Annotated in this window: 21 protein-coding genes, 1 tRNA gene, 1 pseudogene and 1 riboswitch; of the genes and pseudogenes, 8 read left to right on the forward strand and 15 right to left on the reverse strand. The window is 54.3% G+C overall.

The annotated features are described in order from the left end of the window. The 4 genes and pseudogenes from FHW17_RS00005 to FHW17_RS00020 form a co-directional block, all read right to left on the reverse strand. Positions 1 to 653: pseudogene (locus tag FHW17_RS00005) on the reverse strand (hybrid sensor histidine kinase/response regulator); the annotation flags it as partial. A gap of 215 nt (positions 654 to 868) precedes the next feature. Continuing rightward, positions 869 to 942, reverse strand: a tRNA-Gly gene (locus tag FHW17_RS00010). A 92-nt stretch (positions 943 to 1,034) separates the two neighbouring features. Beyond that, the gene (locus FHW17_RS00015) at positions 1,035 to 1,343 is read right to left on the reverse strand and encodes a hypothetical protein (protein WP_182508945.1); all 309 of its coding nucleotides are present in this window, start codon (positions 1,341 to 1,343) and stop codon (positions 1,035 to 1,037) included. 81 nt (positions 1,344 to 1,424) lie between these two features. Then, positions 1,425 to 2,519 carry a 2'-deoxycytidine 5'-triphosphate deaminase gene (locus FHW17_RS00020; RefSeq protein ID WP_182508946.1) on the reverse strand — a complete coding sequence of 365 codons (1,095 nt, stop codon included), beginning with the start codon at positions 2,517 to 2,519 and terminating at the stop codon, positions 1,425 to 1,427. An 83-nt stretch (positions 2,520 to 2,602) separates the two neighbouring features. Next, positions 2,603 to 2,682: riboswitch (SAM riboswitch) on the forward strand. Positions 2,683 to 2,744: 62 nt separating this feature from the next. On the opposite strand from FHW17_RS00020, the gene FHW17_RS00025 reads away from it, so the two are divergent. The 3 genes from FHW17_RS00025 (at position 2,745) to FHW17_RS00035 (ending at position 4,878) form a co-directional block, all read left to right on the forward strand. After that, positions 2,745 to 3,932, forward strand: a complete 1,188-nt coding sequence (locus FHW17_RS00025; RefSeq protein WP_091886437.1) for an O-succinylhomoserine sulfhydrylase — start codon at positions 2,745 to 2,747, stop codon at positions 3,930 to 3,932. Positions 3,933 to 4,101: 169 nt separating this feature from the next. Further along, positions 4,102 to 4,494 (forward strand): Co2+/Mg2+ efflux protein ApaG, encoded by a 393-nt coding sequence (gene apaG, locus FHW17_RS00030; RefSeq protein WP_091886440.1) that lies wholly within the window; start codon positions 4,102 to 4,104, stop codon positions 4,492 to 4,494. A 75-nt stretch (positions 4,495 to 4,569) separates the two neighbouring features. After that, positions 4,570 to 4,878, forward strand: coding sequence for a hypothetical protein (locus FHW17_RS00035; protein ID WP_112528826.1), 309 nt, complete (start codon positions 4,570 to 4,572; stop codon positions 4,876 to 4,878). Positions 4,879 to 4,901: 23 nt separating this feature from the next. Here the strand turns inward: FHW17_RS00035 and FHW17_RS00040 are convergent, their stop codons facing one another. The 4 genes from FHW17_RS00040 to FHW17_RS00055 are packed head-to-tail and all read right to left on the reverse strand — an operon-like array spanning position 4,902 to position 8,317. Further along, positions 4,902 to 5,114 carry an alkylphosphonate utilization protein gene (locus FHW17_RS00040; protein ID WP_112528824.1) on the reverse strand — a complete coding sequence of 71 codons (213 nt, stop codon included), beginning with the start codon at positions 5,112 to 5,114 and terminating at the stop codon, positions 4,902 to 4,904. A 46-nt stretch (positions 5,115 to 5,160) separates the two neighbouring features. Then, on the reverse strand, positions 5,161 to 6,162 hold the full coding sequence (locus tag FHW17_RS00045; RefSeq protein WP_112528822.1) for an Hsp33 family molecular chaperone: 1,002 nt from the start codon (positions 6,160 to 6,162) through the stop codon (positions 5,161 to 5,163). Between the two features lies 1 nt (position 6,163). Then, positions 6,164 to 7,102, reverse strand: coding sequence for an ornithine carbamoyltransferase (gene argF / locus FHW17_RS00050; RefSeq protein WP_112528820.1), 939 nt, complete (start codon positions 7,100 to 7,102; stop codon positions 6,164 to 6,166). A gap of 9 nt (positions 7,103 to 7,111) precedes the next feature. Continuing rightward, positions 7,112 to 8,317: an aspartate aminotransferase family protein gene (locus tag FHW17_RS00055; RefSeq protein WP_112528818.1), complete on the reverse strand. Its 1,206-nt coding sequence runs from the start codon at positions 8,315 to 8,317 to the stop codon at positions 7,112 to 7,114. 484 nt (positions 8,318 to 8,801) lie between these two features. On the opposite strand from FHW17_RS00055, the gene FHW17_RS00060 reads away from it, so the two are divergent. Further along, positions 8,802 to 9,332, forward strand: coding sequence for a GcrA family cell cycle regulator (locus tag FHW17_RS00060; RefSeq protein ID WP_112528816.1), 531 nt, complete (start codon positions 8,802 to 8,804; stop codon positions 9,330 to 9,332). A 50-nt stretch (positions 9,333 to 9,382) separates the two neighbouring features. Here the strand turns inward: FHW17_RS00060 and phoR are convergent, their stop codons facing one another. Then, positions 9,383 to 10,660: a phosphate regulon sensor histidine kinase PhoR gene (gene phoR / locus FHW17_RS00065; protein WP_182508947.1), complete on the reverse strand. Its 1,278-nt coding sequence runs from the start codon at positions 10,658 to 10,660 to the stop codon at positions 9,383 to 9,385. Positions 10,661 to 10,757: 97 nt separating this feature from the next. On the opposite strand from phoR, the gene ppk2 reads away from it, so the two are divergent. Beyond that, entirely contained in the window at positions 10,758 to 11,666 is a 909-nt protein-coding gene (ppk2, locus tag FHW17_RS00070) for a polyphosphate kinase 2 (protein WP_227987256.1), read from the forward strand. Here the strand turns inward: ppk2 and FHW17_RS25415 are convergent. Continuing rightward, a complete protein-coding gene (locus FHW17_RS25415) occupies positions 11,635 to 13,479 on the reverse strand; it encodes a glycosyltransferase (protein WP_182508948.1) in 1,845 nt (614 codons plus the stop codon). The two genes, ppk2 and FHW17_RS25415, sit on opposite strands and share 32 nt — an antisense overlap. Before the next feature lie 329 nt (positions 13,480 to 13,808). On the opposite strand from FHW17_RS25415, the gene FHW17_RS00080 reads away from it, so the two are divergent. The 3 genes from FHW17_RS00080 (at position 13,809) to FHW17_RS00090 (ending at position 16,836) form a co-directional block, all read left to right on the forward strand. Beyond that, positions 13,809 to 14,648, forward strand: a complete 840-nt coding sequence (locus tag FHW17_RS00080) for a transporter substrate-binding domain-containing protein (protein WP_112528808.1) — start codon at positions 13,809 to 13,811, stop codon at positions 14,646 to 14,648. Positions 14,649 to 14,755: 107 nt separating this feature from the next. Next, positions 14,756 to 16,414: a lysine--tRNA ligase gene (locus FHW17_RS00085; protein ID WP_112528806.1), complete on the forward strand. Its 1,659-nt coding sequence runs from the start codon at positions 14,756 to 14,758 to the stop codon at positions 16,412 to 16,414. Positions 16,415 to 16,452: 38 nt separating this feature from the next. Then, positions 16,453 to 16,836, forward strand: coding sequence for a VOC family protein (locus tag FHW17_RS00090; protein WP_182508949.1), 384 nt, complete (start codon positions 16,453 to 16,455; stop codon positions 16,834 to 16,836). Positions 16,837 to 16,849: 13 nt separating this feature from the next. Here FHW17_RS00090 and FHW17_RS00095 read toward each other — a convergent pair whose 3' ends face one another. From FHW17_RS00095 to FHW17_RS00115, 5 genes are all read right to left on the reverse strand, one after another. Next, positions 16,850 to 17,722 (reverse strand): thermonuclease family protein, encoded by an 873-nt coding sequence (locus tag FHW17_RS00095; RefSeq protein WP_182508950.1) that lies wholly within the window; start codon positions 17,720 to 17,722, stop codon positions 16,850 to 16,852. Between the two features lie 18 nt (positions 17,723 to 17,740). Next, positions 17,741 to 18,385 (reverse strand): helix-turn-helix transcriptional regulator, encoded by a 645-nt coding sequence (locus FHW17_RS00100; protein ID WP_112528800.1) that lies wholly within the window; start codon positions 18,383 to 18,385, stop codon positions 17,741 to 17,743. 355 nt (positions 18,386 to 18,740) lie between these two features. Beyond that, positions 18,741 to 20,963, reverse strand: coding sequence for a 3-hydroxyacyl-CoA dehydrogenase NAD-binding domain-containing protein (locus FHW17_RS00105; RefSeq protein WP_182508951.1), 2,223 nt, complete (start codon positions 20,961 to 20,963; stop codon positions 18,741 to 18,743). A gap of 13 nt (positions 20,964 to 20,976) precedes the next feature. Beyond that, positions 20,977 to 22,185 carry an acetyl-CoA C-acetyltransferase gene (locus FHW17_RS00110; RefSeq protein ID WP_091886362.1) on the reverse strand — a complete coding sequence of 403 codons (1,209 nt, stop codon included), beginning with the start codon at positions 22,183 to 22,185 and terminating at the stop codon, positions 20,977 to 20,979. Between the two features lie 26 nt (positions 22,186 to 22,211). After that, positions 22,212 to 23,384 (reverse strand): acyl-CoA dehydrogenase family protein, encoded by a 1,173-nt coding sequence (locus FHW17_RS00115; protein ID WP_112528794.1) that lies wholly within the window; start codon positions 23,382 to 23,384, stop codon positions 22,212 to 22,214. Between the last annotated feature and the right edge of the window lie 14 nt (positions 23,385 to 23,398).

Here is a 23,398-nt window from a genome sequence, read left to right on the forward strand (position 1 = left end):
AGACTGATGGCGTGGATGGGCTGGCGCAGATCATGGCTTGCCTGTGCCAGAAACCGCGACTTGGCAAGGTTGGCTTCCAGCGCTGCATTGTAGGCTTTGTGGACACGCGTGAGCAGAATATAGACATAGGCGGGAACCAGAATGGCGGTCATCACAAGGGTGACGACAACATAGGGTTCACTGCGCCAGAAACTGTTGAAATAGGTGGTGGCTGCCAGGGCAACCAGCGCAACGACCGTGGCCGCTATCAGATAGCGTGGCCCATACCGCAACCCGTTGCCAACAGTAACCCATAACACCATCGCAAACACAGGTGCAGTGATTGCTCCACCGACAGCCATTGCAAATGTCATCGCCAGATAGTCGTTGGACATGGCAAAGATGCGGCGTTTTAGGTTGTAACCAGGCCGTTTTACGATGTTGTGAAGCAGGAACCAGGAAACGGGGATGTAAAAGACGGCATAGATGAGCAGCGCTATGGTAACCGCATTCAACTCGCGCTCGCTCGCGGAAAGAGCGATTATGATGTAGGCTGCAATGAACGGGACTGTAACAATGCGCGATATTGCCTGGCCGCGTTCCGCATCATACCGGTTTCCTCTGTTATCGGCATAAGACGCTATTTTCCCGAAAAGGCTGTTCACCCAGTTCATATTTGTGCCCCTTGCCGATAATTCCCCAGTTGAATGTTATCATTTCGACCAATCGACAAACAGACCTCACAACGGCGCTGTAGCGGTAATCGGGAATTGCGCCTTCTGTCGCTTCATTTGATGATTTTGTCCGTGAGGTCAAAAGAACAATATAGTTTGTAAAACTCTGAATAGAGTAGGCAGGAAATTACAACCAAAACTACTAAAAAGGTTGATGGAGCGGGTGAAGGGAATCGAACCCTCGTATGCAGCTTGGGAAGCTGCCGTTCTACCATTGAACTACACCCGCATATCCGAGAGACCTGCTGGACAGACAATCGAAATCAAAAGCAGACGAGACCGATAGTCAACCGGTTTTGCTGGTCATCCTGCAATCTATTATCAGCCCCTGCGCATCCGCCCCGTCAAGACAGCCACGCCCAGTCCTATCCAACCCAGCACGGCAATCAGCAGGACCGGTGCGGCAGGGATCATCAACCAGCCCATTACGCCCATCGTATAGAGTGTGTCGCCGATATCCATACCGCCTAAAAGGCAGGGGTGAACACTGCCCTCATCCACCGTGCAGCCAAGAGTTGTGGCGATCGCATAGGTCGCCAATACTGAAAACAAGGGCAGCAGGGCAATGATCGTAATGACCGTCAGGACGATGACAATGATGCGTCGTTTGGACTGGGGCTGCTGAGGCATTGCGAATATCCAGTTCCTTCAGGAAAATCCGTCATACGCATCAGCCTCTGCCAAACCAAAGTTTTGTCAATCAGTGACTGTTCACGACCGGAAATGTTTGGAGAGTTTGAGACCCTGCGCCTGATAGTTCGAGCCGAGATCGGTGCCATAAAGGGCTTTTGGCCGCTCCAGCATGTGCTCATAGATGAGGCGGCCAACGATCTGGCCGTGCTCCAGAATGAACGGCACCTCGTGGCTGCGCACTTCAAGCACCGCGCGGCTGCCCGTGCCTCCTGCGGCGGTGTGGCCAAAACCGGGATCAAAGAACCCCGCATAGTGAACGCGAAACTCACCCACCAGCGGATCAAAAGGCGTCATCTCGGCCGCATAGAGCGGCGGCACATGCACAGCCTCACGCGATACGAGAATATAAAATTCATCCGGATCGAGCACCAGTTCGCGGGCGCCACGATCATGGATCGGCTCCCAGAAATCGAAGAGGTCGTGGGCACCGCGCTTGTCAACATCCACCACGCCGGTGTGATGCTTGCCGCGATAGCCAACAAGACCGTTCTTGTCGCCGGTCAGGTCGATGGACAGCGCAATGCCGCCGCCGGAAATGTTGGGCGTATCGGAAGCAACCAGCGTTTCATTTTTATGCAGTGCGGTCAGCTCCGTCTCATCAAGCTGCGCCCGGCCCGTGCGAAAACGTATCTGGGACAGGCGCGAGCCGGCACGCGCAACGATCGGGAAGGTGCGCGGGCTCACTTCGAGATAGATAGGCCCGTGATATCCCGCGGGCACCTTGTCGAATTCCTGAGCGCCATCAACGATAACGCGGGTAAAAATATCGAGACGCCCTGTGGAGCTTTTGGGGTTGGCCGATGCCGAAACGCCCGCAGGCAGAGCAAGGCTTTCCAGCAGCGGGACAATATAGACACAGCCGGTTTCAAGCACTGCACCTTGGCTGAGGTCAATCTCGTGCAGCTTCAGCTTTTCCAGCTTGTTGATAACAGGGGTTCCCGGCCCGGGCATGAAGCTGGCGCGCACACGATAGGCCTTTGTGCCCAGCCGTAAATCGAGACTGGCTGGCTGAATTTGATCGGCATCGAAATCCCGTTCGGTTTTCAGCGCACCGGCCTGATGCAATGCCCTGATACCACTATCCGCCAGAATGCCCGCTTCATGTATACTCATATCAACCGCCGCGACCTCACTAAATTTCACAAAAGCTTTAGCGCCTCACCCGATTGACGCAAGCCGCCAAGAGGATTAAAGCACTTTTATCCCGTGGTGATTTGGCCGGCCGGCTTGCAGCCACGTTAAATAATTTGCTAAAAGAGGCCCGGTCTCGTCCGGCCTTTTTGCGATTCCCGCAAGGCCGGTTTTTTATTGGCCAGATTCTGGCAGATTGAGAAGACGATGACCACAACCCGCAAGCTGCGCCCCGCGACACAACTCGTTCATGCCGGAACCCTGCGCTCCGGTTTCGGTGAAACATCGGAGGCGCTTTTCCTCACTCAGGGCTTTGTCTATGACAGCGCCGAAGCAGCCGAAGCCCGTTTCAAGGGCGAAGAACCCGGCTTCATCTATTCACGCTATGCCAACCCGACCACTGACATGTTCGAAAAGCGCATGTGTGCTCTTGAGGGCGCTGAAGATGCCCGCGCAACCGCCTCGGGCATGGCCGCCGTTGCCGCTTCAATCCTGTGTCAGGTCAAGGCCGGTGATCATGTTCTGGCAGCGCGCGCCCTCTTCGGCTCCTGCCGTTACATCATCGAAACACTCCTGCCGAAATATGGCGTCGATTTTACCCTGATCGATGGTTCGAAGACCGAGAATTGGGAAAAGGCAATCCGCCCGAATACCAAGGCACTGTTTCTGGAAAGTCCGACCAATCCAACACTCGAGATTGTCGATATCGCCGCCGTGGCAAAGATCGCCAATTCTGTCGGTGCCAAGCTGATTGTCGACAATGTGTTCGCGACGCCGCTGTTTCAGAAGCCGCTCGAACTTGGGGCGCATATCGTTGTTTACTCGGCAACCAAGCACATTGAGGGTCAGGGCCGTTGCCTTGGCGGCGTCATCCTTTCCGACAAGAAATGGATCGATGAAAACCTGCACGAATATTTCCGCCATACCGGCCCGGGCCTCAGCCCGTTCAACTCATGGATCATGCTGAAGGGTCTTGAAACTTTGCCCGTGCGCGTGCGCCAGCAAACGGAAAGCGCGGCAAAGATTGCTGATTTCCTCGCCGATCATCCGGCAATTGCCAAGGTGATCTATCCCGGCAGGGCCGACCATCCGCAGGCCGATATTATCGCCAAACAGATGACAGGCGGCTCGACACTTGTTGCGTTTGAACTGAAGGGTGGCAAGAAAGCGGCTTTCGATTTCGAAAATGGTCTGGAGGTGGTGCGGATTTCCAACAATCTGGGAGATTCGAAAAGTCTCATCACTCACCCCGCGACAACCACCCATAAAAACCTTACAGATGAAGCACGCGCAGAACTGGGCATTTCGGATGGGCTGTTGCGCCTGTCTGTTGGTCTTGAAGACGCCGATGATCTGATCGAGGATTTTGACACTGCCCTCAAGGCAGCCAAATAGGCCATCACCGATGCCGCACTGAAACCAATTTCAGTGCGGTTTTGGTATATTTAAGTATAAATTTAGAGATAATATTGAATATTCACATTAATTTTAACCAACTTTATGTATTGTAATGGTTGACGTAATGGCTGCGACCCGCAATATCAGTGGTGAAACAAGGTTTATTATGTATCGCGCCGTTACCCGTGACATTGAAGTTGTCGTAGAACCATTCTATCTGGAGGAGCAGTCCAATCCGGAAGAGAACAGATATGTCTGGGGATATCGGATTACGATTGCCAATGAATCCGATGGGACTGTTCAATTGCGGGCCCGTTATTGGAAAATTACCGATGGAAATGGTCAGATCGAAGAAATTCGTGGACCGGGTGTGATTGGCGAACAACCAGTGCTCAATCCCGGCGACTCATTTCAATATTCATCAGGCTGCCCTCTGACAACAACATCAGGTGTTATGGTCGGGCGCTATTCCATGGAAACCGAGGCCGGAAAATTGTTTGATATCGAGATTCCGGCTTTTTCGCTTGATTTGCCAGACCAATTGCGGACATTGAATTAACTATCGACCAAGCAGTTTGATCTATAGCGCAGTCATTTCAAGCGCCATTTTTGACAAGCAAGAGTACATGACCTGATGACCACCCAAACTGAAATACCCTATGTGAAGGCGCTTGCCTGTTCCATTATCACTTTTGCGGTCGGTTTTGGTGCGCTGCTTATGGGGTATGCTCTGCCAAGCATTCAAGCGGGAAAAGCTGGCATACCGGAACTGCTGGCGCTTGCGCTTGTTCCGGGCCTTGTTGTTGGACTGTTCGCCAAACGGTCGGTCAAGCCATGGCCATTATGGTTGATCATCAGCGCATTTATCGTGCTGCTTATCGTCGTCACCGTTGCTCACGAGGCGCTGGTTTCATGGCGCATGGCCAACGGATTGCTGAAGTAACGGGCAGCTATATTGGCAGCGCGTCAAGCCTTCTTGACGAATTCGGTTCTCAGAACCAAACCCTTGACCTGTTTGGTGTTGCACTCGACCTCACCTTCACGGCCATTCAGACGGATGTTCTTGACCAGCGTGCCACGTTTGATTGTTTCGGATGTCCCCTTGACCTTGAGATCCTTGATCAAAGTGACTGAATCGCCATCCTGAAGCTCGTTTCCGTTGCTGTCACGCACGTCCATAATGGCGATCCTTATTGCCGGGCGCGCTCACGCGCCTGAGGAAAAATCAGTTCTTTGGCAGGAATTCTGCTGGGTCGAACTCATAATGAGTGGAGCAGAATTCGCATGTTACACTGATCTTGCCATCTTCAATGCTGTCGGTGATCTCTTCGGCGGTGAAACCGGAAAGAACACCCGCAATCTTGTCACGCGAGCACGAGCAATCGTCGTTGACTGGGACCGCGTCAAATACACGGACACCGCGTTCGTGAAACAGACGATAGAGCAAGCGTTCGGCTCCAACCTGCGGATCGGTCAGCTCCGAGCTTTCGATGGTGGCAACCAGCGCCTTTACTTCGGTCCAGTCATCATCCTCATCAAACTCTTCATCATCCTGATCAGCATTGGGAGCATCGCCCGCCGGAAGATCGCGCTGGCGAATACGTAACTCGGATTGCGGCAAAAACTGCACGATCAAACCACCCGCACGCCACTGTTCAACAGGCTTACCGTCCTCGCCGCGCTCGATAAGCTTGGCGACCGATAGACGGATATCCGTCGGGATCTGTTCCGACTGGCGGAAATATGTCTTGGCGATCTCCTCAAGATTGGAGCCGTCAAGCGCAACAATGCCCTGGTAGCGCTGGGTGTATTCGCCTTGGTCAACGGTCAGCGCGAGTGTTCCGGTGCCCATCAACTGTTCGGGGGATAGCTCATTTGCAGCAATTGCCTCGGCCAAACGGTCCTCGTCATAACGGGCGTAGGCACGCACTGAATTGGGCGTACGGAAGTCGACAACAAGCATGTCAACAGGCCCATCGGACTGCGACTGAAAAATGAACTTGCCATCGAACTTCAACGACGTTCCCAAGAGAACGGTCAGGACAATGGCTTCCGCCAGCAGTTTTGCAACTGGCTCGGGATAGTCATGCCGACTAAGAATATCGTCCAGCGTCGCACCCAATTGCACAGCGCGGCCACGGGCATCCAGCGCCTCGACCTGAAACGGTACAACGGCATCATCTCCGGCGAAAACATATTCGTCGGAGCGCTTGGCAATGTCAGACATATCAGACACTCGGGCGACCTCCTTCGAGACACCAGGCTAGAATTGCTTTTTGCGCATGCAATCGATTTTCAGCCTCATCAAAAACAACCGAATGAGGTCCGTCAATGACTGAATCCGTTACCTCTTCACCGCGATGCGCTGGCAGGCAGTGCATAAACAGCGCATCGGGGTGTGCATGCTTCAGCAAAGCATCATTGACCTGATAGGGCATGAACACATTGTGACCGCGCGCGCGACCTTCCTGACCCATCGAGACCCATGTATCGGTGACGATGCAATCAACGCCCTCGACCGCAGCAATCGGATCGGTCGTCAGCCTGACATTGCCACCGGCGCTCTTGGCCCAGGCCAGATATTTGCTTTCCGGCTCGCTACCATCAGGCGTGGCAATGTTCAGGTTGAAATCAAAACGCGCAGCCGCTTCAACGAGTGAATGAAGCACGTTGTTGCCATCACCTGTCCAGGCAAACGTCTTGCCCTTGACCGGGCCACGATGTTCTTCAAACGTCATGATATCAGCCATGATCTGGCAAGGATGTGTGTCATCCGTCAGAGCATTGATAACTGGCACGGTGGCGTTCTCGGCCATTTCGGTCAACCGGTCATGGGTCGTCGTGCGCATCATGATGATATCGACATAGCGCGACAGCACCTTTGCCGTATCAGCGATAGTCTCACTACGGCCGAGCTGCATTTCGGACCCTGTGAGCATGATGGTTTCGCCGCCAAGCTGGCGCATACCGACATCAAAGGAGACGCGGGTACGCGTGGAAGGCTTGTCGAAAATCATCGCAAGGACCTTGCCTGCGAAAGGTTTTTCAATGTTGCCAGCCTTGAGCCGGTTCTTGCGCGCACGCGCATCGTCAAGGATCGAACGCAGCACACCGGAAGAAAGCGCCGAGATATCCGTGAAGTGACGGAGGTCCTGCTTGATTGTCATGACAGTTTCCTACGCACTCTTCTGCCGGGCTGTGACCGACAGGCGTTCGGCAGCCGCTTCAATCCGCGACAGAGCCTCGCGCGCTTCTTCTTCCGTTACGACCAGAGGCGGCAACAGGCGAATAACATTGTCACCGGCACCAACGGTCAACAGATGCTCGTCGCGCAGGGCCTGCACAAGCGCTGTGTTTGGAACAACACTCTTGATGCCCATCAACAGACCACGGCCACGCACCTCGGCGATAATATCCGGATAGCGATCGGAAATTGACGCAAGACCCTGCTTCATGAACAGTGCAACCTGCTGAACGTGCTCAAAGAAGCCATCGGCAAGAATGACATCAAGCACAGCATTGCCTACAGCCATAGCGAGCGGATTGCCGCCATAGGTAGTGCCATGCACACCTGCCGTCATGCCCTTGGCCGCTTCAGCGGTTGCAAGACAGGCGCCGAGCGGGAAACCACCGCCAATACCCTTGGCAACGGCCATGATGTCAGGCGTGATGCCCGACCATTCATAGGCGAAGAATTTGCCTGTACGTCCGACACCCGACTGAACTTCATCGAGGATCAACAGCAGACCGTTCTCGTCGCAAATCTTGCGCAGGCGGCGCAAATCTTCATCGGGAACCGGGCGCACACCGCCCTCACCCTGAATCGGCTCGATCAGGATCGCAGCAGTCTGCGGACCAATAGCCGCCTTCAGTGCTTTCTCATCGCCAAACGGCACCTGATCAAAGCCTGATACTTTTGGTCCGAAACCTTCGAGATATTTTTCCTGACCGCCAGCAGCAATCGTGGCCAGCGTCCGTCCGTGGAAGGCGCCTTCGAACGTAATGATATGGAACCGCTCCGGGTGGCCATTCACATAATGATAGCGACGCGCGGTCTTGATCGCACATTCCAGAGCTTCCGCACCGGAATTGGTGAAAAAGACTTTGTCCGCAAAAGTGCTGTCAACAAGGCGCTGACCAAGGCGCTTCTGTCCGGGAATTTCGTATATATTGGACAGATGCCACAGCTTATCAGCCTGGGTCTTCAGGGTCTCGACAAGATGCGGATGCGAATAACCGAGCGAATTGACAGCAATGCCAGCGGCGAAATCGAGATAGCGGTCACCGCCCTCGGTTATCAGCCAGACACCCTCTCCTCGCTCAAAGCGCAGATCCGCACGAGCAAAAGTGTCGTATAGCGGTTGCGCGTTTGCGTCCGTCATGTCGTTTCGGGCCTCCAATACCCTATTTGGATCTGCTGTTTGCTAAGATGAAACCGGCAGCGATGAAATCAAAAAGCCGCCCACAAGGGCGGCCTGACGCAGGTAATATCATCATTCAAATTGCAATTGTCAAATAAACACTTCAAAAACCGGACGAGATATTACCCTTTGCAAAGAACGGTCTTTCCTCAAGTTTTTCAAAACTATAACCGTACCGTCATACGGAAAGCGACATGTCCTCAAGGAAATGTCATTTATCGTGCGTTTCCACGCGCAAGTTGGGGAAAACCCAAAAAAGCATAGCTGCTTCCCATGCCCGACTCTTGTCACAGAGTCATCGCATATTGTAGCTTGAGAAACGGAATAGCTAGATTTCGTGCGGCGGACCTCGTCACCTGGATAGATATAGTATCTGCAATCTGGAGCAATCCAGATGTGAAGGAAGGATTCAGCCTAGAGTCCGCACAATACGGAGCCAAGGAAGATGAACTGGACAGATGAGCGCGTAGAACAGCTGAAAAAGCTTTGGGCCGAAGGTCTGAGTGCAAGTCAGATCGCAGCACAGCTGGGTGGTGTCAGCCGCAATGCGGTCATCGGTAAGGTACACCGCCTGAAATTGTCAGGTCGCGGTAAGACCACATCGACACAAACGCGCAGCAAAAAAGTCAATACAACAGCCTCAAGCGGACATCGCAGCGGTGTTACAACATCCGCACAGATGACAAGCCGGGTGGTGACCAAGAGCGTTGGTGCAACGGCGTTGCAGCAGGAATATTTTGCTGACACCGTGACGCAGACGGTCATGAAAACTTCGTCCACTGACGTCGTTGTGCCCATTTCGCGCCGCCTCGAATTGGTGCAGCTGAGCGAGCGTACCTGCAAGTGGCCAATGGGTGATCCGTTACAGCCTGATTTTCACTTCTGTGGAAATGATGTGGCTGAAGGTGGACCCTACTGCACTTATCACTCCCGCTTGGCTTACCAACCGGCATCGGATCGCCGACGCGTTCGATAAGCGGAAATGCAACTGGAAAAGGCGCCTGATGGCGCCTTTTTTGTTTGTTCTCACGCCTTGGTTTTTTGCGGACCAAAAGCGACCGTAAAAGATGATCCTTCGCCGACACGAGAGCGGACCACAAGGCGAGCGCGATGGCGCGTCAGAATGTGCTTGACGATTGCCAAGCCAAGTCCCGTGCCTTTCTGGGCGCGGCTTGTCTCTATGTTTACCCGATAAAAGCGCTCGGTGAGCCGCGGGATATGTTCTTCCGGTATGCCGGGACCAAAATCCTGAACAGTGGCTTTGATACCGTCGCCATTGTTGCTGAGTTCAACAATGATCTTCTTGCCTGATTGGCCATATTTACAGGCGTTCTCCAGCAGATTTTGAAAAACCTGCGTCAGTTCATCCCGGTCGCCAAGGACCATGACAGGTCCCGGATCAATGTTCCGTTCAATCTCAATGTCCAGATCGGCAGCAAGCGGGCGGAGCGAGTCAACCACATGGTTCAGAACCGTGGTCAGGTCGACCTGATCCTTGACGGCGATATGGGCTTTCATCTCAATGCGCGACAAAGACAGAAGATCATCAATCAATCGTGCCATGCGTTCGGCCTGCTTCTGCATAATCTCAAGAAAATTATCGCGGGCGACGGCATCGTTGCGCGCTGGTCCGCGCAAGGTTTCAATAAAACCACTGAGCGAGGCAAGCGGCGTGCGCAACTCGTGGCTGGCATTGGCGATGAAGTCTGAACGCATGCGTTCCAGCCGATGCGCCTCGGTCAGATCACGGAACGACAGGAGATACTGCCGGTCCGGACCACCCTGATCGAGACGAAGGACGGTGGCGCGATACCAGCGCTCGACCGGAACACGTTCGGAATAGTCAATCGATCCGGCCTGCGCATCGGACATGACTGACTGAACCAGGGTCTGCATTTCTGGCGCACGAAAATGCAGGAGCAGCGTTCCACCCCGTGCCAATGGACCGAATGCACCATTGGCAGCGGGGTTCACATAGAGAATTGTGCCCTCGTGATCGAAGATGATCAGCGGATCAGGCAATTGTGCAGCAAGCTGCTGGCCGGATAGGCGAAAGATCGCGGCATCGTTTATGGGCTGGACTGCGCTCGCATCATCAATGCGCGGAATGCTCGCGGAGAGCGCAACCACACCAAGCAGCAGCAACATCAAAATCGCAAAGCTCAGCCACCAGGAGGCACCGGAATTGAGCACAAGCGCAGTGAGAAAGGCAGCGGCGCCCAGAATGTAGCGCGCACGGATGATCCGTTGCAACGCTCTTTGCCGCAAACCGCGGCTTTCCCGACCCGAACCCAATATGCTCATGCGTTCAACTCCCTGCCCTGCCATGCTTTGTCATCGACACTGGACGCCACAACGCTGTCCCAATAACATGGCTTCATGTCAATTGAGGGAGGCTGTATTGGCCAAGAATTCGAAAAAGAAATCCGACCAGCCACAAGTCGGTAAGACAACGCTTAAACTCAAGATTGATGGGAAGAAGCGCAGCTTCAATATCGATGATCCCAAATTGCCCGATTGGATTGATGATGGTGCCCTTGCATCTGGGGATTTTCCCTACACGGAAAAAATGGACAAGGACGAGTACGCAGACACCTTGGAACAGCTGCAAATAGAACTCGTCAAGATGCAGAGCTGGTTGCAGGAAACCGGCCGCCGCGTGATATCTGTTTTTGAGGGCCGTGATGCTGCGGGCAAGGGTGGTACGATCTTCACCTTGCGCCAATATATGAACCCTCGTAATGCGCGCAATGTCGCGCTGCCCAAGCCCACCGAGACGGAAAGCGGACAATGGTATTACCAGCGTTACGTCTCACACTTCCCGACAAGCGGAGAATTCCTGACGTTCGACCGCTCCTGGTACAATCGCGGTGGCGTCGAACCCGTCATGGGATTTTGCACGCCCGAACAGCATGAATCCTTTCTGGAGGAAACCCCCGGCTTTGAGCGAATGATCGTGGCTGACGGTATTTTCTTTTTCAAATTCTGGCTCAACATCGGTCAGACCATGCAGCTCAAACGCTTCCATGATCGCCGCCATAGTCCGCTGAAGAACTGGAAGTTCTCGCCGATGGACATTGCCGGTGCCGAGAAATGGGATGACTACACAAAGGCTCGCGACGAGATGATGGCGCGGACCCATACGGCCCATGCGCCGTGGACGGTCGTGCGTTCCAATGACAAGCGCCGCGCGCGCATCGCCGTTATCCGCCGCGTTTTATTAAGCCTGCCCTACAAAGATCGGGACCTTGAAGTTATTGGCAATGAAGATGCGCTCATCATTGGTTCTGGCCCGGGGTTTCTTGAATAGATCGCGCGGGGCGATGCGGTGTTTTTTCCCACAGGAATGGCAAGCGGTTTAATTGCCGCAAAGCCCGCCATGCGGCGAAGGACATGAACAGCCAATAAAGCGGTATCCATGGTAAAATCGGGCCGGGCATTCGGGTGCCCGCCAGCGCGCGTCGTCCCAGCGTGTGGAACGATAAATACCCCATGACGATATTGAGGATATCGAGAAAAAGAAGTTCCCGGATATCCGCAAAGACGCCATACCCGGAAAGCCAGCAGAAGGTGGCTCCGGTAATAAAAAACAGAGTGAACGGATAAAGCAGCGAGGAAATAATCATCCCCGCTGCCAACAAATGATAGGCAAGGAAGCGCTGAATGCCCAGTTGCCTCAGCAATATAACAGGCCGGCGCATCTGAACGAGCCAGGTCTGTATCCAGCCTTTGAACCAGCGCGTGCGTTGGCGAAACCATATGTCAATTTCGGTCGGTGCATCTTCAAGGGTTGGACGCGAAATCATATCGATCCGATACCCCAGTCGAGCCAGGCGGGTTCCAAGCTCCGCATCCTCCGTGACGTTGTGCGGGTCCCATCCTCCAGCGGCTCTCAGGCAATCATAACGAAAATGATTGGAGGTGCCACCAAGCGGCATTACCAACCCATGATGCGCAAGCCATGGCAGGAAGCTCCTGAAATGAGCCGCATACTCGAACGCGAACATCCGCGCGATCATGCTTTCATGGGCATTGGCCACCTTAAGTGGAGCCTGAAGACATCCAAGTTTTTCATCAGCCGATTGGAAGCGTTGGAAGGCTTCGAGCAACTGGTCCGGATGGGGGCGATCCTCCGCGTCATAGATGACTACAAATGACCCTTTCGACAGCAACAAGCCGTAATTGAGCGCCTTTGGCTTCGTTCGCGGACCGCTGTCGGATATTGGCAGGATGTCAAAACACTGAGGCATTTCTTCACGTTTGAGCGCAGCCAGCGTCGCCTCATCGTCCGCTTCGCACAGAAACAGAACCTGTAGTTTCGATCGCGGCCAGTTCAGCCCCAACATGGCTTTTACCAGTTGCGGAACAATGTCTGCTTCCTGATAAAGCGCCACCATAACCGTGTAAACAGGAAGCTCATCAGGTCTGATTTCAAGCAGGGGTGATAGGCTATCGCTACTCAGGCTCCTGCAGGCAACCAATCGCAACAGGACGCAGGAAAGGAAGAACAGGGAAAAAATAACGTGCAGCCCCTGCCATGTCAGTCGTGCGTTGTGAAAGACCAACAACAGAAAACAGGTTGCCAATCCGCCGACCAGAATACCTTGCCGGCCTGTCAGGACAATTTTCGCTGAATATTCCTGATGCGTGTCCTCAACCATTCTCGATGCTTCATCGACGAGCAACTTTTCGTGGCCGGATCTTAGAAGCTCACGCACACCTGACGGCGTGGTTACCCTCAATCGTGTTACCAAATCGCCGCGCTCTGACAAACCGCGCTTGATAACAGCAATGTCATTGATGGTTGGCGCGATATAAATCACCGCATTATTGTGGCGGGTGAGCACCGTTGCGATGCGTGCGCGTGGCAGAATGCTCATATTCGGGCCCGTGCGCAAAACAATGGTCGTGCTTCGGGGAACCTCTTCAAAAGCCACCCCCGCAACATCAGCAATACACTGCCCGATCAACCCATCTTCGCCGCATGCACTTGCATAGAGTTCATCGATGAAAGAGGTGTTGTTGTTAATGGAAGCCGTGAAGGCAGCTTCTATCAGCGCTTTCGCCAAACCCGCACGATAGAGTCGCGCGGCCAGAAGAACTTCAATTTCACGGGAAAGCACTGGCCGACTACTGGATATAGGTTTCCTGAATGCTCGCGATGGACAGAACGTGTTTCTTTCGCAATGAACAAGCCAACATTATAAACTCAACCCACAATTCGAAATTGAAAATGAAGTTCAGAACAATTTATAGCTTTATAAACAATAGGTTATACTTGTAGGCGTGATTTACATCTATAACAATCCATCGAAAGTCGAAGCCAGTTATCAAATCCGGTCCTGCCCGGCAGATGGGTACGATGGATAAACCCAACCACAACCATCAAACCTGTCATGTCGGAACCAGCCGTGCTAATCTTCAGGCAAATCACATCAGATTCTGAGATCGAATGCATATCCGGACAATCGCTTTTTGCACTGCAGGTTTCCTCATGGCGGGGCTGTCCCAAGCCGTTGCCGCATCGGATTTTCCGCATTACTGGGATGGGCGGGAGCACGTCGCAAAACCAGACCTTTCCACGGTCGAACGTATCCGGTTTGTCACCACCGTGGATTATCCGCCATTCAATTTCGTTGACGCAAGCGGGCGCATTTCCGGTTTCAATATCGATCTGGTGCGAGCCATCTGCAACGAGTTGAATGTGACTGCGATTTGCCAGATCGAAGCACGGCCATGGAACGAATTGCAGCAGACCGTAGAAAACGGCGAAGCCGAGGCAATCATCGCTGGGTTGAAACCCACAACAGCGCTGCGGGAAAAGTTCGCATTCACCGCTCCCTATATGCGCTTGCCTGCCCGTTTCGTTACCTTAAAGGAAACGGCCCTTGCGGAGCCTTTGGCTGACAAGCTTGAGAACAAAGTGGTTGGCGTCGTTGCCGGGTCCGTTCATCAGGCGATTTTTGCCGACTATTTTCCCAAAGATCGATGGGTCGGCTATCCCACGCGTGAATTGATGTTGAAGGATTTGCTGGACAAGAAAATCGACGCTGTTTTCGGCGACGGATCTGATCTGTCCTTCTGGATTGGCAGCCCGGAAGCCAAGAATTGCTGCACGTTTGCCGGTGGACCTTACATTGCGCCGCAGTTTCTGGGCGATGGTATGATGATCGCCACCACGACGAAAAACACTGATCTCGTTGATGCCTTCAATTTTGCATTGAAATCCATGGAAGAAAAAGGCACGACCTCTGAACTCTATCTGCGGTACTTCCCCGTCGATTTTTATTAAAACCGCCTACCAACAGTCCTGTGTGACGCCGTGGCAATTGACGCGGCGAAGCTGCCGCCATAGTGTCCGCGCGCTTCACCACATGGCAGGAAAACAGGAAACCGAGAATGACTTCGCGCCCCAATACCCAAATCGAACTGACCCCCGAGCTTATCGCGGCGGCAGCAGAGGCCAAAGCGTGGCCCTTCGAAGAGGCGCAGAAGATTATCAAACGGTATGAGAAAACAGGTTATCCTGAAACCGTGCTGTTCGAAACGGGTTACGGTCCATCCGGCCTCCCCCACATCGGCACGTTCGGCGAAGTTGCGCGGACCTCGATGGTTCGACACGCCTTTCGCGTCCTGACAAAGGACAGCGTCAAGACAAAGATTCTGTGCTTTTCAGACGATATGGATGGATTGCGCAAAGTTCCAGACAATGTACCAAACCGGGATATGATGGCGTCGTATCTGGGCAAACCGCTCAGCCGCATCCCTGATCCCTTCTCCAACGAATATCCATCGTTCGGCGCCGCCAATAATGCCCGGTTGCGGGCATTTCTCGACCGCTTCGGCTTCGACTATGAATTCGCATCCGCCACGGATTATTATACGTCGGGCCGGTTTGACGAGACGCTGCTCAAAATGCTGGCGGCCTATGATGATGTCATGAACATCATCCAGCCAACCTTGGGTGAGGAACGCCGGGCAACCTATTCGCCCTTCCTGCCTATCAGCCCGACCACAGGCATTGTCCTGCAGGTACCCATGATTGCCCGCAATGTGCAAAAAGGTACCATTACTTATGAAGATCCGGATACCGGCGAGCACATAGAAACGGAAGTCACTGGCGGCAAGGTCAAGTGCCAATGGAAAGCCGATTGGGCCATGCGCTGGACCGCGCTTGGTGTCGACTATGAAATGGCAGGCAAGGACCTGATCGACTCCGTTACGCTGTCATCCAAGATTTGCCGCGCTATTGGCGGCCGCGCGCCCGAAGGCTTCAATTATGAGCTTTTCCTTGATGACAAGGGCCAGAAGATTTCGAAGTCGAAGGGCAATGGCCTGACCATTGATGACTGGCTGACCTATGCCCCGACCGAGAGCCTGTCGCTCTATATGTTCCAGAAGCCGAAGACCGCGAAAAAACTCTATTTCGACGTGATCCCGAAGGCAGTGGACGAGTACTTCACGTTCCTTTCCGCGTATCAGCGGCAGGAATGGAAGGAGCGGCTGGGCAACCCTGTCTGGCACCAGCATTACGGCAACCCGCCCGTACTTGATATGCCTGTGCCTTTCGCCATGCTGCTCAACCTTGTCAGCGCTTCAAACGCCGAGAATGCCGACGTTCTCTGGGGCTTCATTTCCCGTTATGCACCTGATGTGACACAGGAGAACAATCCGAAGCTCAATGAACTCGTTACCTATGCGATCCGGTATTTCAACGACTTCGTCAAGCCGACGAAGAAGTTCCGCCCGGCTGATGAGGTCGAGCTTGAGGCCCTGAGGGGCATTGACGCGCAGCTCGCGACATTGCCTGCGGATGCGGATGGCAATGCGATCCAGAATGCCATGCTGGACGTCGCCCGTGGCATTGAACGCTATCAGGATCATACCAAGAAGAGCCCCGAGGGTGGACCCGGTGTATCCGTGTCGTTCTTCCAGATGCTCTATGAGGTGCTGATCGGGCAGGAACGCGGACCGCGCTTTGGCTCTTTCGTCGCGCTTTATGGCATCAATGAAACACGGGCGCTCATCAAAAAGGCATTGACGGGTCAATTGGCTTAGTTCTTCCATATCAGGAGTAGAATCCTCGGGAGGAACGGATGATTGACCACACCGGAGTGAATGTCAGCAATTTCGAAAAGAGCAAGAAGTTCTATCAGAAAGCGCTGGCAGCCATTGGTTATGAACTGATTGTCGAGTTTCCTGCCTCTGTCACCGGCAGCGCTGATGTTGCCGGTTTTGGCGAAGGCGGCAAACCGGATTTCTGGATTGCCAGCGGCACGCCGAACAATCCCCCTGTCCATGTTGCGTTTCGTGTTAGCAATCGTGCGTTTGTGGATGCCTTCCATAAGGCGGCGCTTGAAGCGGGTGGCAAAGACAATGGCCAGCCCGGACTGCGCGCCCATTATCATCCCGATTATTATGGGGCCTTTGTACACGATCCGGACAGCCATAATGTGGAAGCTGTCTGCCACGAGCGTTGAGGAGTTAAGCTCTCTACTGCGGCTTCGGCGGAAAGGATGCGTCAGGTGCAGTCACCGGCGGCGGCGCGGGCTGTAGCTCTGGCACATCACCGGAAGAATCAAGCAATGGCGCCTCGTCAATTGCCGGAAGCGTTGGAGGCGGGCTGCCAAAAATGCCAAGCTTCGCCTCCTGCGCCCTTTTCATGTTTTCAGCCAGAGATGTGCCATCTGCGGCCCGTGCCCAGCCATTATCAACCAGCCATGCGGCCAGATTGGTGGTGCCAAGCTTGCATTGGGTCGAAATAACAGCCTCCGGCGGCTGACCGGGAACATTGCATTCAATGGCTTTCGAGCGCAGCCAATTGCGAAAAGCCGTGCGGGCAGCCATGCCGCAAGGCCATGATGCACCACCGTCAATTGCACAGGTTTCATCAGGGGATAGAATGTTGATGCCCTCAACGGTGATCCTGTAGCCGGAGGCCTCAACTGTCCCCGCAGCGGTCGCCACTGGCCGGTAAAGCAATTTGGGTCTTGCCGTATTATCAACCGGCACAGGCGGTGGTGGAGGCGGCGGTACTGCCTGCCCGATCTCGCTCAGCGGTTGACGCGGTTCGATGCGTTGCAGAGGTACTGTTTCCTTACTCGTAAAGGAAAAACCATCCGGATCAACCTGCCGTGCGGCAGTTGTTGTTTGTGGTGCTGGAGGTGCCGCTTCCTGCGGCTGGTCAGAGTTACCCGGCGCTTCACCGCCCGCATCATCGGGTATCTGAAAGTTTTCCGGAGCAATCGTTACATCTTGCCCGCTTACACCTGATGATGGCAGCCCGATATAAAACGGCGAGATGAAGACATAGGCCAAACCAAGCCCGACCAGAATGGTCAGAACATAGAGCGGTATCTGACGCATGGGGGAATTCGCTCCCTGTTATTGGCTGGCCCACAATATCCGGGCAATCCAGTCGATATGAACGGCATCGAATGTCCGGTTGGCGTGCTCCGGGTTCATTGACAGCAGTTCAACAGTGCGCGGGGTCTGGCGTGCGAGAATTTTGGCCATGACCTCACCCTCTTTTGTGCGGACAACGACACGATCGCCGCGACGCACGGGAGCACCGGGCGCGACAATGATTGTATCGCCATCGCGATAAAGCGGCAGCATGGAGTCGCCGGAAACTTCCAGCGCATAGACGGCATCACCCGATCCAACGGGAAATTCGACCACATCCCAGCCTTGCCCCACCGGAAAGCCGCCATCGTCAAAGAAACCGCCCGCCCCCGCCTGGGCAAAGCCCAGCAGCGGTACGGAGCGCATCACACCGCTTCCGGCCCTGTTGCCCTTACCGCCGATAACCAGCAGCATGAATTCATCCAGAGACGCGCCCGTCGCTTCCATGATCTTGGCCAGCGATTCCGTCGAAGGCCACCGCGCACGGCCATCAACCGCATAGCGCTTGGATTTGTTGAATGTGGTGGGGTCAAGCCCGGCACGCTTCGCCAATCCCGAAACGGAAAGCGAATGGCGTTCCGCCAGCGCATCAATGGCCGCCCAGATTCGGTCGTGTGAAAACATCAGATTCTTCCAGATAAAGGAAAAAATACCTTCACTAAAGTTCTAGGAGCGATTTGAGGAAAAGTCGAGTTAAAACGCGGAAAACTTTCTTATTTTAGTGGTGTGGTTCGTGGTTCTTGGTTCGACAAGCTCACCATGAGGGAGAGTGGGGATGCAACGCTAGTCGCAAAGGGTGCAGCACAAATATTGCAGATCACTAAGGATGCAGAACTTGACTCCCTTGCATCACCCCTCTCCCTCATGGTGAGCTTGTCGAACCACGAACCACACAACAACCACGCACGATATTCATGCAAAGCTTGAACTATCTGCAATAAAAATGAGGGGATCAGTATCTGACCCCCTCATTTTTCAATCACGCAGCTTTTTTCTTCTTGGCTTCAACCGGATAGGGATTGAAGCGCTCATAGAAGGTTTCACCTGTTTCAGCCATATCAAGCAGCAGTTTTGGTGCCTTGAACTGGGCGCCGTACTTCTTCTGCAAGCCTTTGGCGATCTTCACGAAATTCGCTGCACCGATGCCATCGATGTAGGACAGTGTTCCGCCCGTATAGGGTGCAAAACCGAAAGCAAGGATCGAGCCGACATCCGCTTCGCGCGGATCGGTAACAATGCCTTCTTCCATAACGCGGGCAGCTTCCAGAGCGATGGTGAAGAGGAAGCGCTGCTTCAGTTCTTCCACATCGATCTTGTCGGCATCCTGCTGCGGATAAAGCGTCTTCAACTCTGGCCAAAGATGCTTCTTGGCTGGCTTGGCCGGATAGTCATAAAAACCCTTGCCATTCTTGCGGCCACGGCGGTCATACTTATCGACCAGCGTATTGACCAGTTCCACATGACGCGGGTCGACAGCTTTCGGGCCAAGATCGGCAAGCGTTGCCTTGAGGATTTTCTGCGACAGGTCGATTGCAGTTTCGTCGTTGAGCGCAAGCGGTCCGACCGGCATGCCAGCCATGCGCGCAACATTCTCGATCATTGCAGGCGGAACGCCTTCCACGAGCATGTTGTAGGCTTCGGACATGTAGCGCAGAACGCAGCGATTGACATAGAAGCCCCGCGTATCGTTGACGACAATCGGCGTCTTCTTGATTGCACGAACGTAGTCGAGCGCAACAGCCAGTGCCTTCTCGGAAGTCTTCTTGCCCAGAATAACCTCGACCAGCATCATCTTGTCGACAGGCGAGAAGAAGTGAATGCCGATGAAGTTCTTTGGCCGTACCGAAACCTTGGCAAGGCCGGTGATCGGCAATGTCGAGGTGTTGGATGCAAACACAGCTGCGGGCTTCAACACGGCTTCGGCCTGTTCCGTTGCCTTGCGCTTGACTTCACGGTCTTCGAACACAGCTTCGATGACAAGATCCGCGCCGTCAAGTTCCGCATATTGCGTTGTCGCCGTAATCAGACCGAGGAGCTTTTCCTTGTCCTCAGCAGTCGCCTTGCCCTTCTGGACTTCCTTGGTGATCAGGTCAGCCGTATGCGCCTTACCCTTATCCGCAGCTTCCTGAGTCTGGTCGATCAGAACGACAGGAATACCGGCTTTGGCGGTGACATAAGCAATACCTGCACCCATGAAACCGGCACCGATAACACCGACCTTCTTGAACTTGGTTGGCTTGACGTCAACAGGACGGCGCGCACCCTTGTTCAACTCCTGCAGGGAAACGAATAGCGAGCGGATCATCATGCCAGCTTCGGTGCTCTGCAGGATGTTGGTGAAGTAGCGCTGCTCGATCTTCAGACCCGTATCGAAAGGCACGAGAAGGCCTTCATAGACGGATTTGAGGATCGCGGCGGCACCCGGATAGTTACCATAGGTTTCACGGCGCAGAATGGCCGTGGCGGCTGGCCAGAGATTGGCACCCGCTGCCGAATAGATCGCACCGCCGGGAAGCTTGAAGCCCTTTTCGTCCCATGGCTGAACAGGCTTCAGGCCTGCCTTGATCATCTTCTTGGCGGTTTCAACGAGCTTCTTGGCCGGAGCAATTTCATGTACCAGACCCATGGCCTTGGCGCGCGCAGCGGTCAGGCTGGAGCCCGTCGTCATCATCTGCAGGGCGTCCTGCTGGTTGGTCAGGCGCGGGACACGCTGTGTACCACCGGCACCGGGGAAGATGCCAACCTTGACTTCAGGCAGAGCCATTTTCACCGATGGATCATCGGAAACAACGCGGCCATGACAGGCCAGCGACATTTCGAATGCGCCGCCCATGCAGGTGCCGTTGATGGCCGAAACCCATGGCTTGCCCGATGTTTCAAGCTTGCGGAACAGACCACCCATCTTGCCGGTGTTTTCGAACAGAAGCTCAACGGCCTTCTTGGGGTCCTTGGCTTTTTCATCCTGAAACAGCTGGAACATGCGCTTGAGCATGGTCAGGTCAGCACCGCCGGAGAATGTATCCTTGCCAGAGGTGATGACCGCGCCCTTGATGGCTTCGTCCTTGGCAACCCGGTCAACGATGGCGTCGAGTTCCTTCATCACCTCTTCGGTGAAGACGTTCATCGATTTGTCAGGCATATCCCATGTTACGAGCGCAATGCCATCAGCGTCGACGTCGAATTTGAAGTTTGTATAGCTCATCTTCTGCTCTCCCTCAGACGCGTTCGATAATGGTTGCTGTGCCCATACCGGCACCAATGCACAGTGTGACCAGTGCTACATTCAGGTCGCGGCGTTCCAGTTCGTCAAGAACCGTGCCGAGGATCATCGCACCGGTTGCACCGAGCGGGTGGCCCATGGCGATGGCACCACCATTCACGTTGATCTTGTCGCGCGGAATATTGAAAGCCTGCATATAGCGCAGGACAACAGCCGCAAAAGCTTCATTGAGTTCGAACAGATCAATGTCCGAAATCTTCATCTTGGCGCGCTTGAGCAGCTTTTCGGTGACATCAACCGGACCTGTCAGCATCAATGCCGGATCGGAACCAATATTGGCAAAGGCGCGGATACGGGCGCGCGGCTTGGCGCTGAGCGCCTTGCCCGCACTCTTCGAGCCGAGAAGAACGCCAGCAGCGCCGTCAACGATACCGGAGGAGTTACCGGCATGGTGGACGTGGTTGATGGTTTCAACTTCCGGATGCGCCTGAATGCCAACGGCGTTGAAGCCGCCCATTTCGCCGGGCATCACAAAGGATGGGTTGAGGGAAGCCAGCGCCTGCATATCCGTGGTCGGACGCATATGCTCATCATGGTCGAGGATTGTCAGACCGTTCTGGTCCTTGATGCTGAGCACCGAATTCTTGAAGTAGCCCTTCTTCCACGCTTCACCGGCGCGCTTCTGGCTTTCGACCGCATAGGCATCGACGTCATCGCGGGTGAAACCATATTTGGTAGCAATCAGATCGGCTGATACGCCCTGCGGCATGAAATAACCGGGCAGGCCAACGGATGGGTCCATGTACCAGGCACCGCCGGACATGCCCATGCCAACGCGCGACATGGATTCCACACCACCAGCGATAACGATGTCATCGGCACCCTGCACGATCTTGGCGGCGGCAAAGTTTACCGCATCGAGACCTGACGCACAGAAGCGCGAAATCTGCATTCCCGGTGCCTTGAAATCGTAACCGGCTTCAAAAGCCGAAGAGCGCGGAATAACAGCGCCCGCTTCACCAACGGGATCAACACAACCATAGATGATGTCATCAACCAGTCCCGTGTCGAGACCATTGCGGTCGCGCAGTGCTTCCAGCACCTTGGCGCCGAGACGGACAGCAGGCACTTCATGCAGGCTGCCATCCTTCTTGCCCTTGCCGCGCGGTGTGCGGACGTGGTCATAAATATATGCTTCGGCCATTTCATTCTCCCTTTTCGAACCGTAGCTCAGAGGCTGCGGGCGATCAAAAGCTTCATGATTTCATTGGTTCCGCCATAAATCCGCTGAACGCGGGCATCGCGGAACATACGTGCGATCGGATATTCATTCATGTAACCATAGCCGCCATGCAGCTGCAGGCACTCATCGACAATCTTGTTCTGCAGGTCACTGAGCCAATATTTCGCCATGGAGGCAGTAACAGGATCGAGGCCGCCATTGACGTGGCGCTCCACGCAATGATTGTAGAAAACGCGGCCGATGGTGGCTTCCGTCTTCATCTCTGCCAGCTTGAACTGGGTGTTCTGGAACTCGATGACCGCCTTGCCGAAAGCCTTGCGTTCCTTGACATAATCAGAGGTGATTGCAATGGCGCGTTCGGCCATGGCAATTGCTGTACCACCGATCTGAAGGCGCTCCTGCGGCAATTGCTGCATCAGTTGGACGAAGCCCTGACCTTCCTCGGTTCCAAGCAGATTGGAGGTCGGCACACGGACATTGTTGAAGAACAGTTCCGACGTGTCGTTCGATTTCAGCCCGACTTTATCAAGGTTGCGGCCACGCTCGAAACCCTCCTGTCCATCGGTCTCGACGACAATCAGCGATGTGCCCTTGGCACCCTTGGCAGGATCGGTCTTGGTGACAACAACAACCAGATTGGCCAGCTGGCCATTGGTGATGAACGTCTTTGAACCATTGATGACGTAGTGATTTCCGTCCTTCTTGGCGCTTGTCTTGACGCCCTGAAGGTCAGAACCTGCACCCGGCTCGGTCATGGCGATAGCGCCAATCAACTCGCCGCTTGCCATCTTCGGCAGCCACTTCTTCTTCTGTTCTTCCGAACCATAGTGAAGAATATAGGGCGCCACGATTGAATTGTGCAGAGCTATGCCGAAGCCATCGACGCCCACATGGCTGATGGCTTCAAGAATGGCGCTCTCATGGGCATAAGTACCGCCCGCGCCGCCATATTCTTCCGGCATCGAGGCACAGAGCAGACCATTCTGGCCAGCCAGTTCCCAGACAGAGCGGTCAAAAATTTCCTGCTTCTCGAAACGGTCGTAGTGCGGCAAAACTTCGGCTTCGAGAAACTTCGAAGTCATGTCCTGCAACATCACCACATCTTCGGTTTTCCAGTCGGGTTTTGGAACGCCCAACACATCTTCCGGCCGAATAGACATTTCTAACCTCCCTA

The organism is Phyllobacterium sp. P30BS-XVII (genome assembly GCF_014138335.1).
Lineage (GTDB): Bacteria > Pseudomonadota > Alphaproteobacteria > Rhizobiales > Rhizobiaceae > Phyllobacterium > Phyllobacterium meliloti.

Coding starts and splice junctions, on each gene's coding strand:
- FHW17_RS00015 (WP_182508945.1), bottom strand. CDS start 1,343: ATGCCTCAGCAGCCCCAGTCCAAACGACGCATCATTGTCATCGTCCTG.
- FHW17_RS00020 (WP_182508946.1), bottom strand. CDS start 2,519: ATGAGTATACATGAAGCGGGCATTCTGGCGGATAGTGGTATCAGGGCA.
- FHW17_RS00025 (WP_091886437.1), top strand. CDS start 2,745: ATGACCACAACCCGCAAGCTGCGCCCCGCGACACAACTCGTTCATGCC.
- apaG (WP_091886440.1), top strand. CDS start 4,102: ATGTATCGCGCCGTTACCCGTGACATTGAAGTTGTCGTAGAACCATTC.
- FHW17_RS00035 (WP_112528826.1), top strand. CDS start 4,570: ATGACCACCCAAACTGAAATACCCTATGTGAAGGCGCTTGCCTGTTCC.
- FHW17_RS00040 (WP_112528824.1), bottom strand. CDS start 5,114: ATGGACGTGCGTGACAGCAACGGAAACGAGCTTCAGGATGGCGATTCA.
- FHW17_RS00045 (WP_112528822.1), bottom strand. CDS start 6,162: ATGTCTGACATTGCCAAGCGCTCCGACGAATATGTTTTCGCCGGAGAT.
- argF (WP_112528820.1), bottom strand. CDS start 7,102: ATGACAATCAAGCAGGACCTCCGTCACTTCACGGATATCTCGGCGCTT.
- FHW17_RS00055 (WP_112528818.1), bottom strand. CDS start 8,317: ATGACGGACGCAAACGCGCAACCGCTATACGACACTTTTGCTCGTGCG.
- FHW17_RS00060 (WP_112528816.1), top strand. CDS start 8,802: ATGAACTGGACAGATGAGCGCGTAGAACAGCTGAAAAAGCTTTGGGCC.
- phoR (WP_182508947.1), bottom strand. CDS start 10,660: ATGAGCATATTGGGTTCGGGTCGGGAAAGCCGCGGTTTGCGGCAAAGA.
- FHW17_RS00080 (WP_112528808.1), top strand. CDS start 13,809: ATGCATATCCGGACAATCGCTTTTTGCACTGCAGGTTTCCTCATGGCG.
- FHW17_RS00085 (WP_112528806.1), top strand. CDS start 14,756: ATGACTTCGCGCCCCAATACCCAAATCGAACTGACCCCCGAGCTTATC.
- FHW17_RS00090 (WP_182508949.1), top strand. CDS start 16,453: ATGATTGACCACACCGGAGTGAATGTCAGCAATTTCGAAAAGAGCAAG.
- FHW17_RS00095 (WP_182508950.1), bottom strand. CDS start 17,722: ATGCGTCAGATACCGCTCTATGTTCTGACCATTCTGGTCGGGCTTGGT.
- FHW17_RS00100 (WP_112528800.1), bottom strand. CDS start 18,385: ATGTTTTCACACGACCGAATCTGGGCGGCCATTGATGCGCTGGCGGAA.
- FHW17_RS00105 (WP_182508951.1), bottom strand. CDS start 20,963: ATGAGCTATACAAACTTCAAATTCGACGTCGACGCTGATGGCATTGCG.
- FHW17_RS00110 (WP_091886362.1), bottom strand. CDS start 22,185: ATGGCCGAAGCATATATTTATGACCACGTCCGCACACCGCGCGGCAAG.
- FHW17_RS00115 (WP_112528794.1), bottom strand. CDS start 23,384: ATGTCTATTCGGCCGGAAGATGTGTTGGGCGTTCCAAAACCCGACTGG.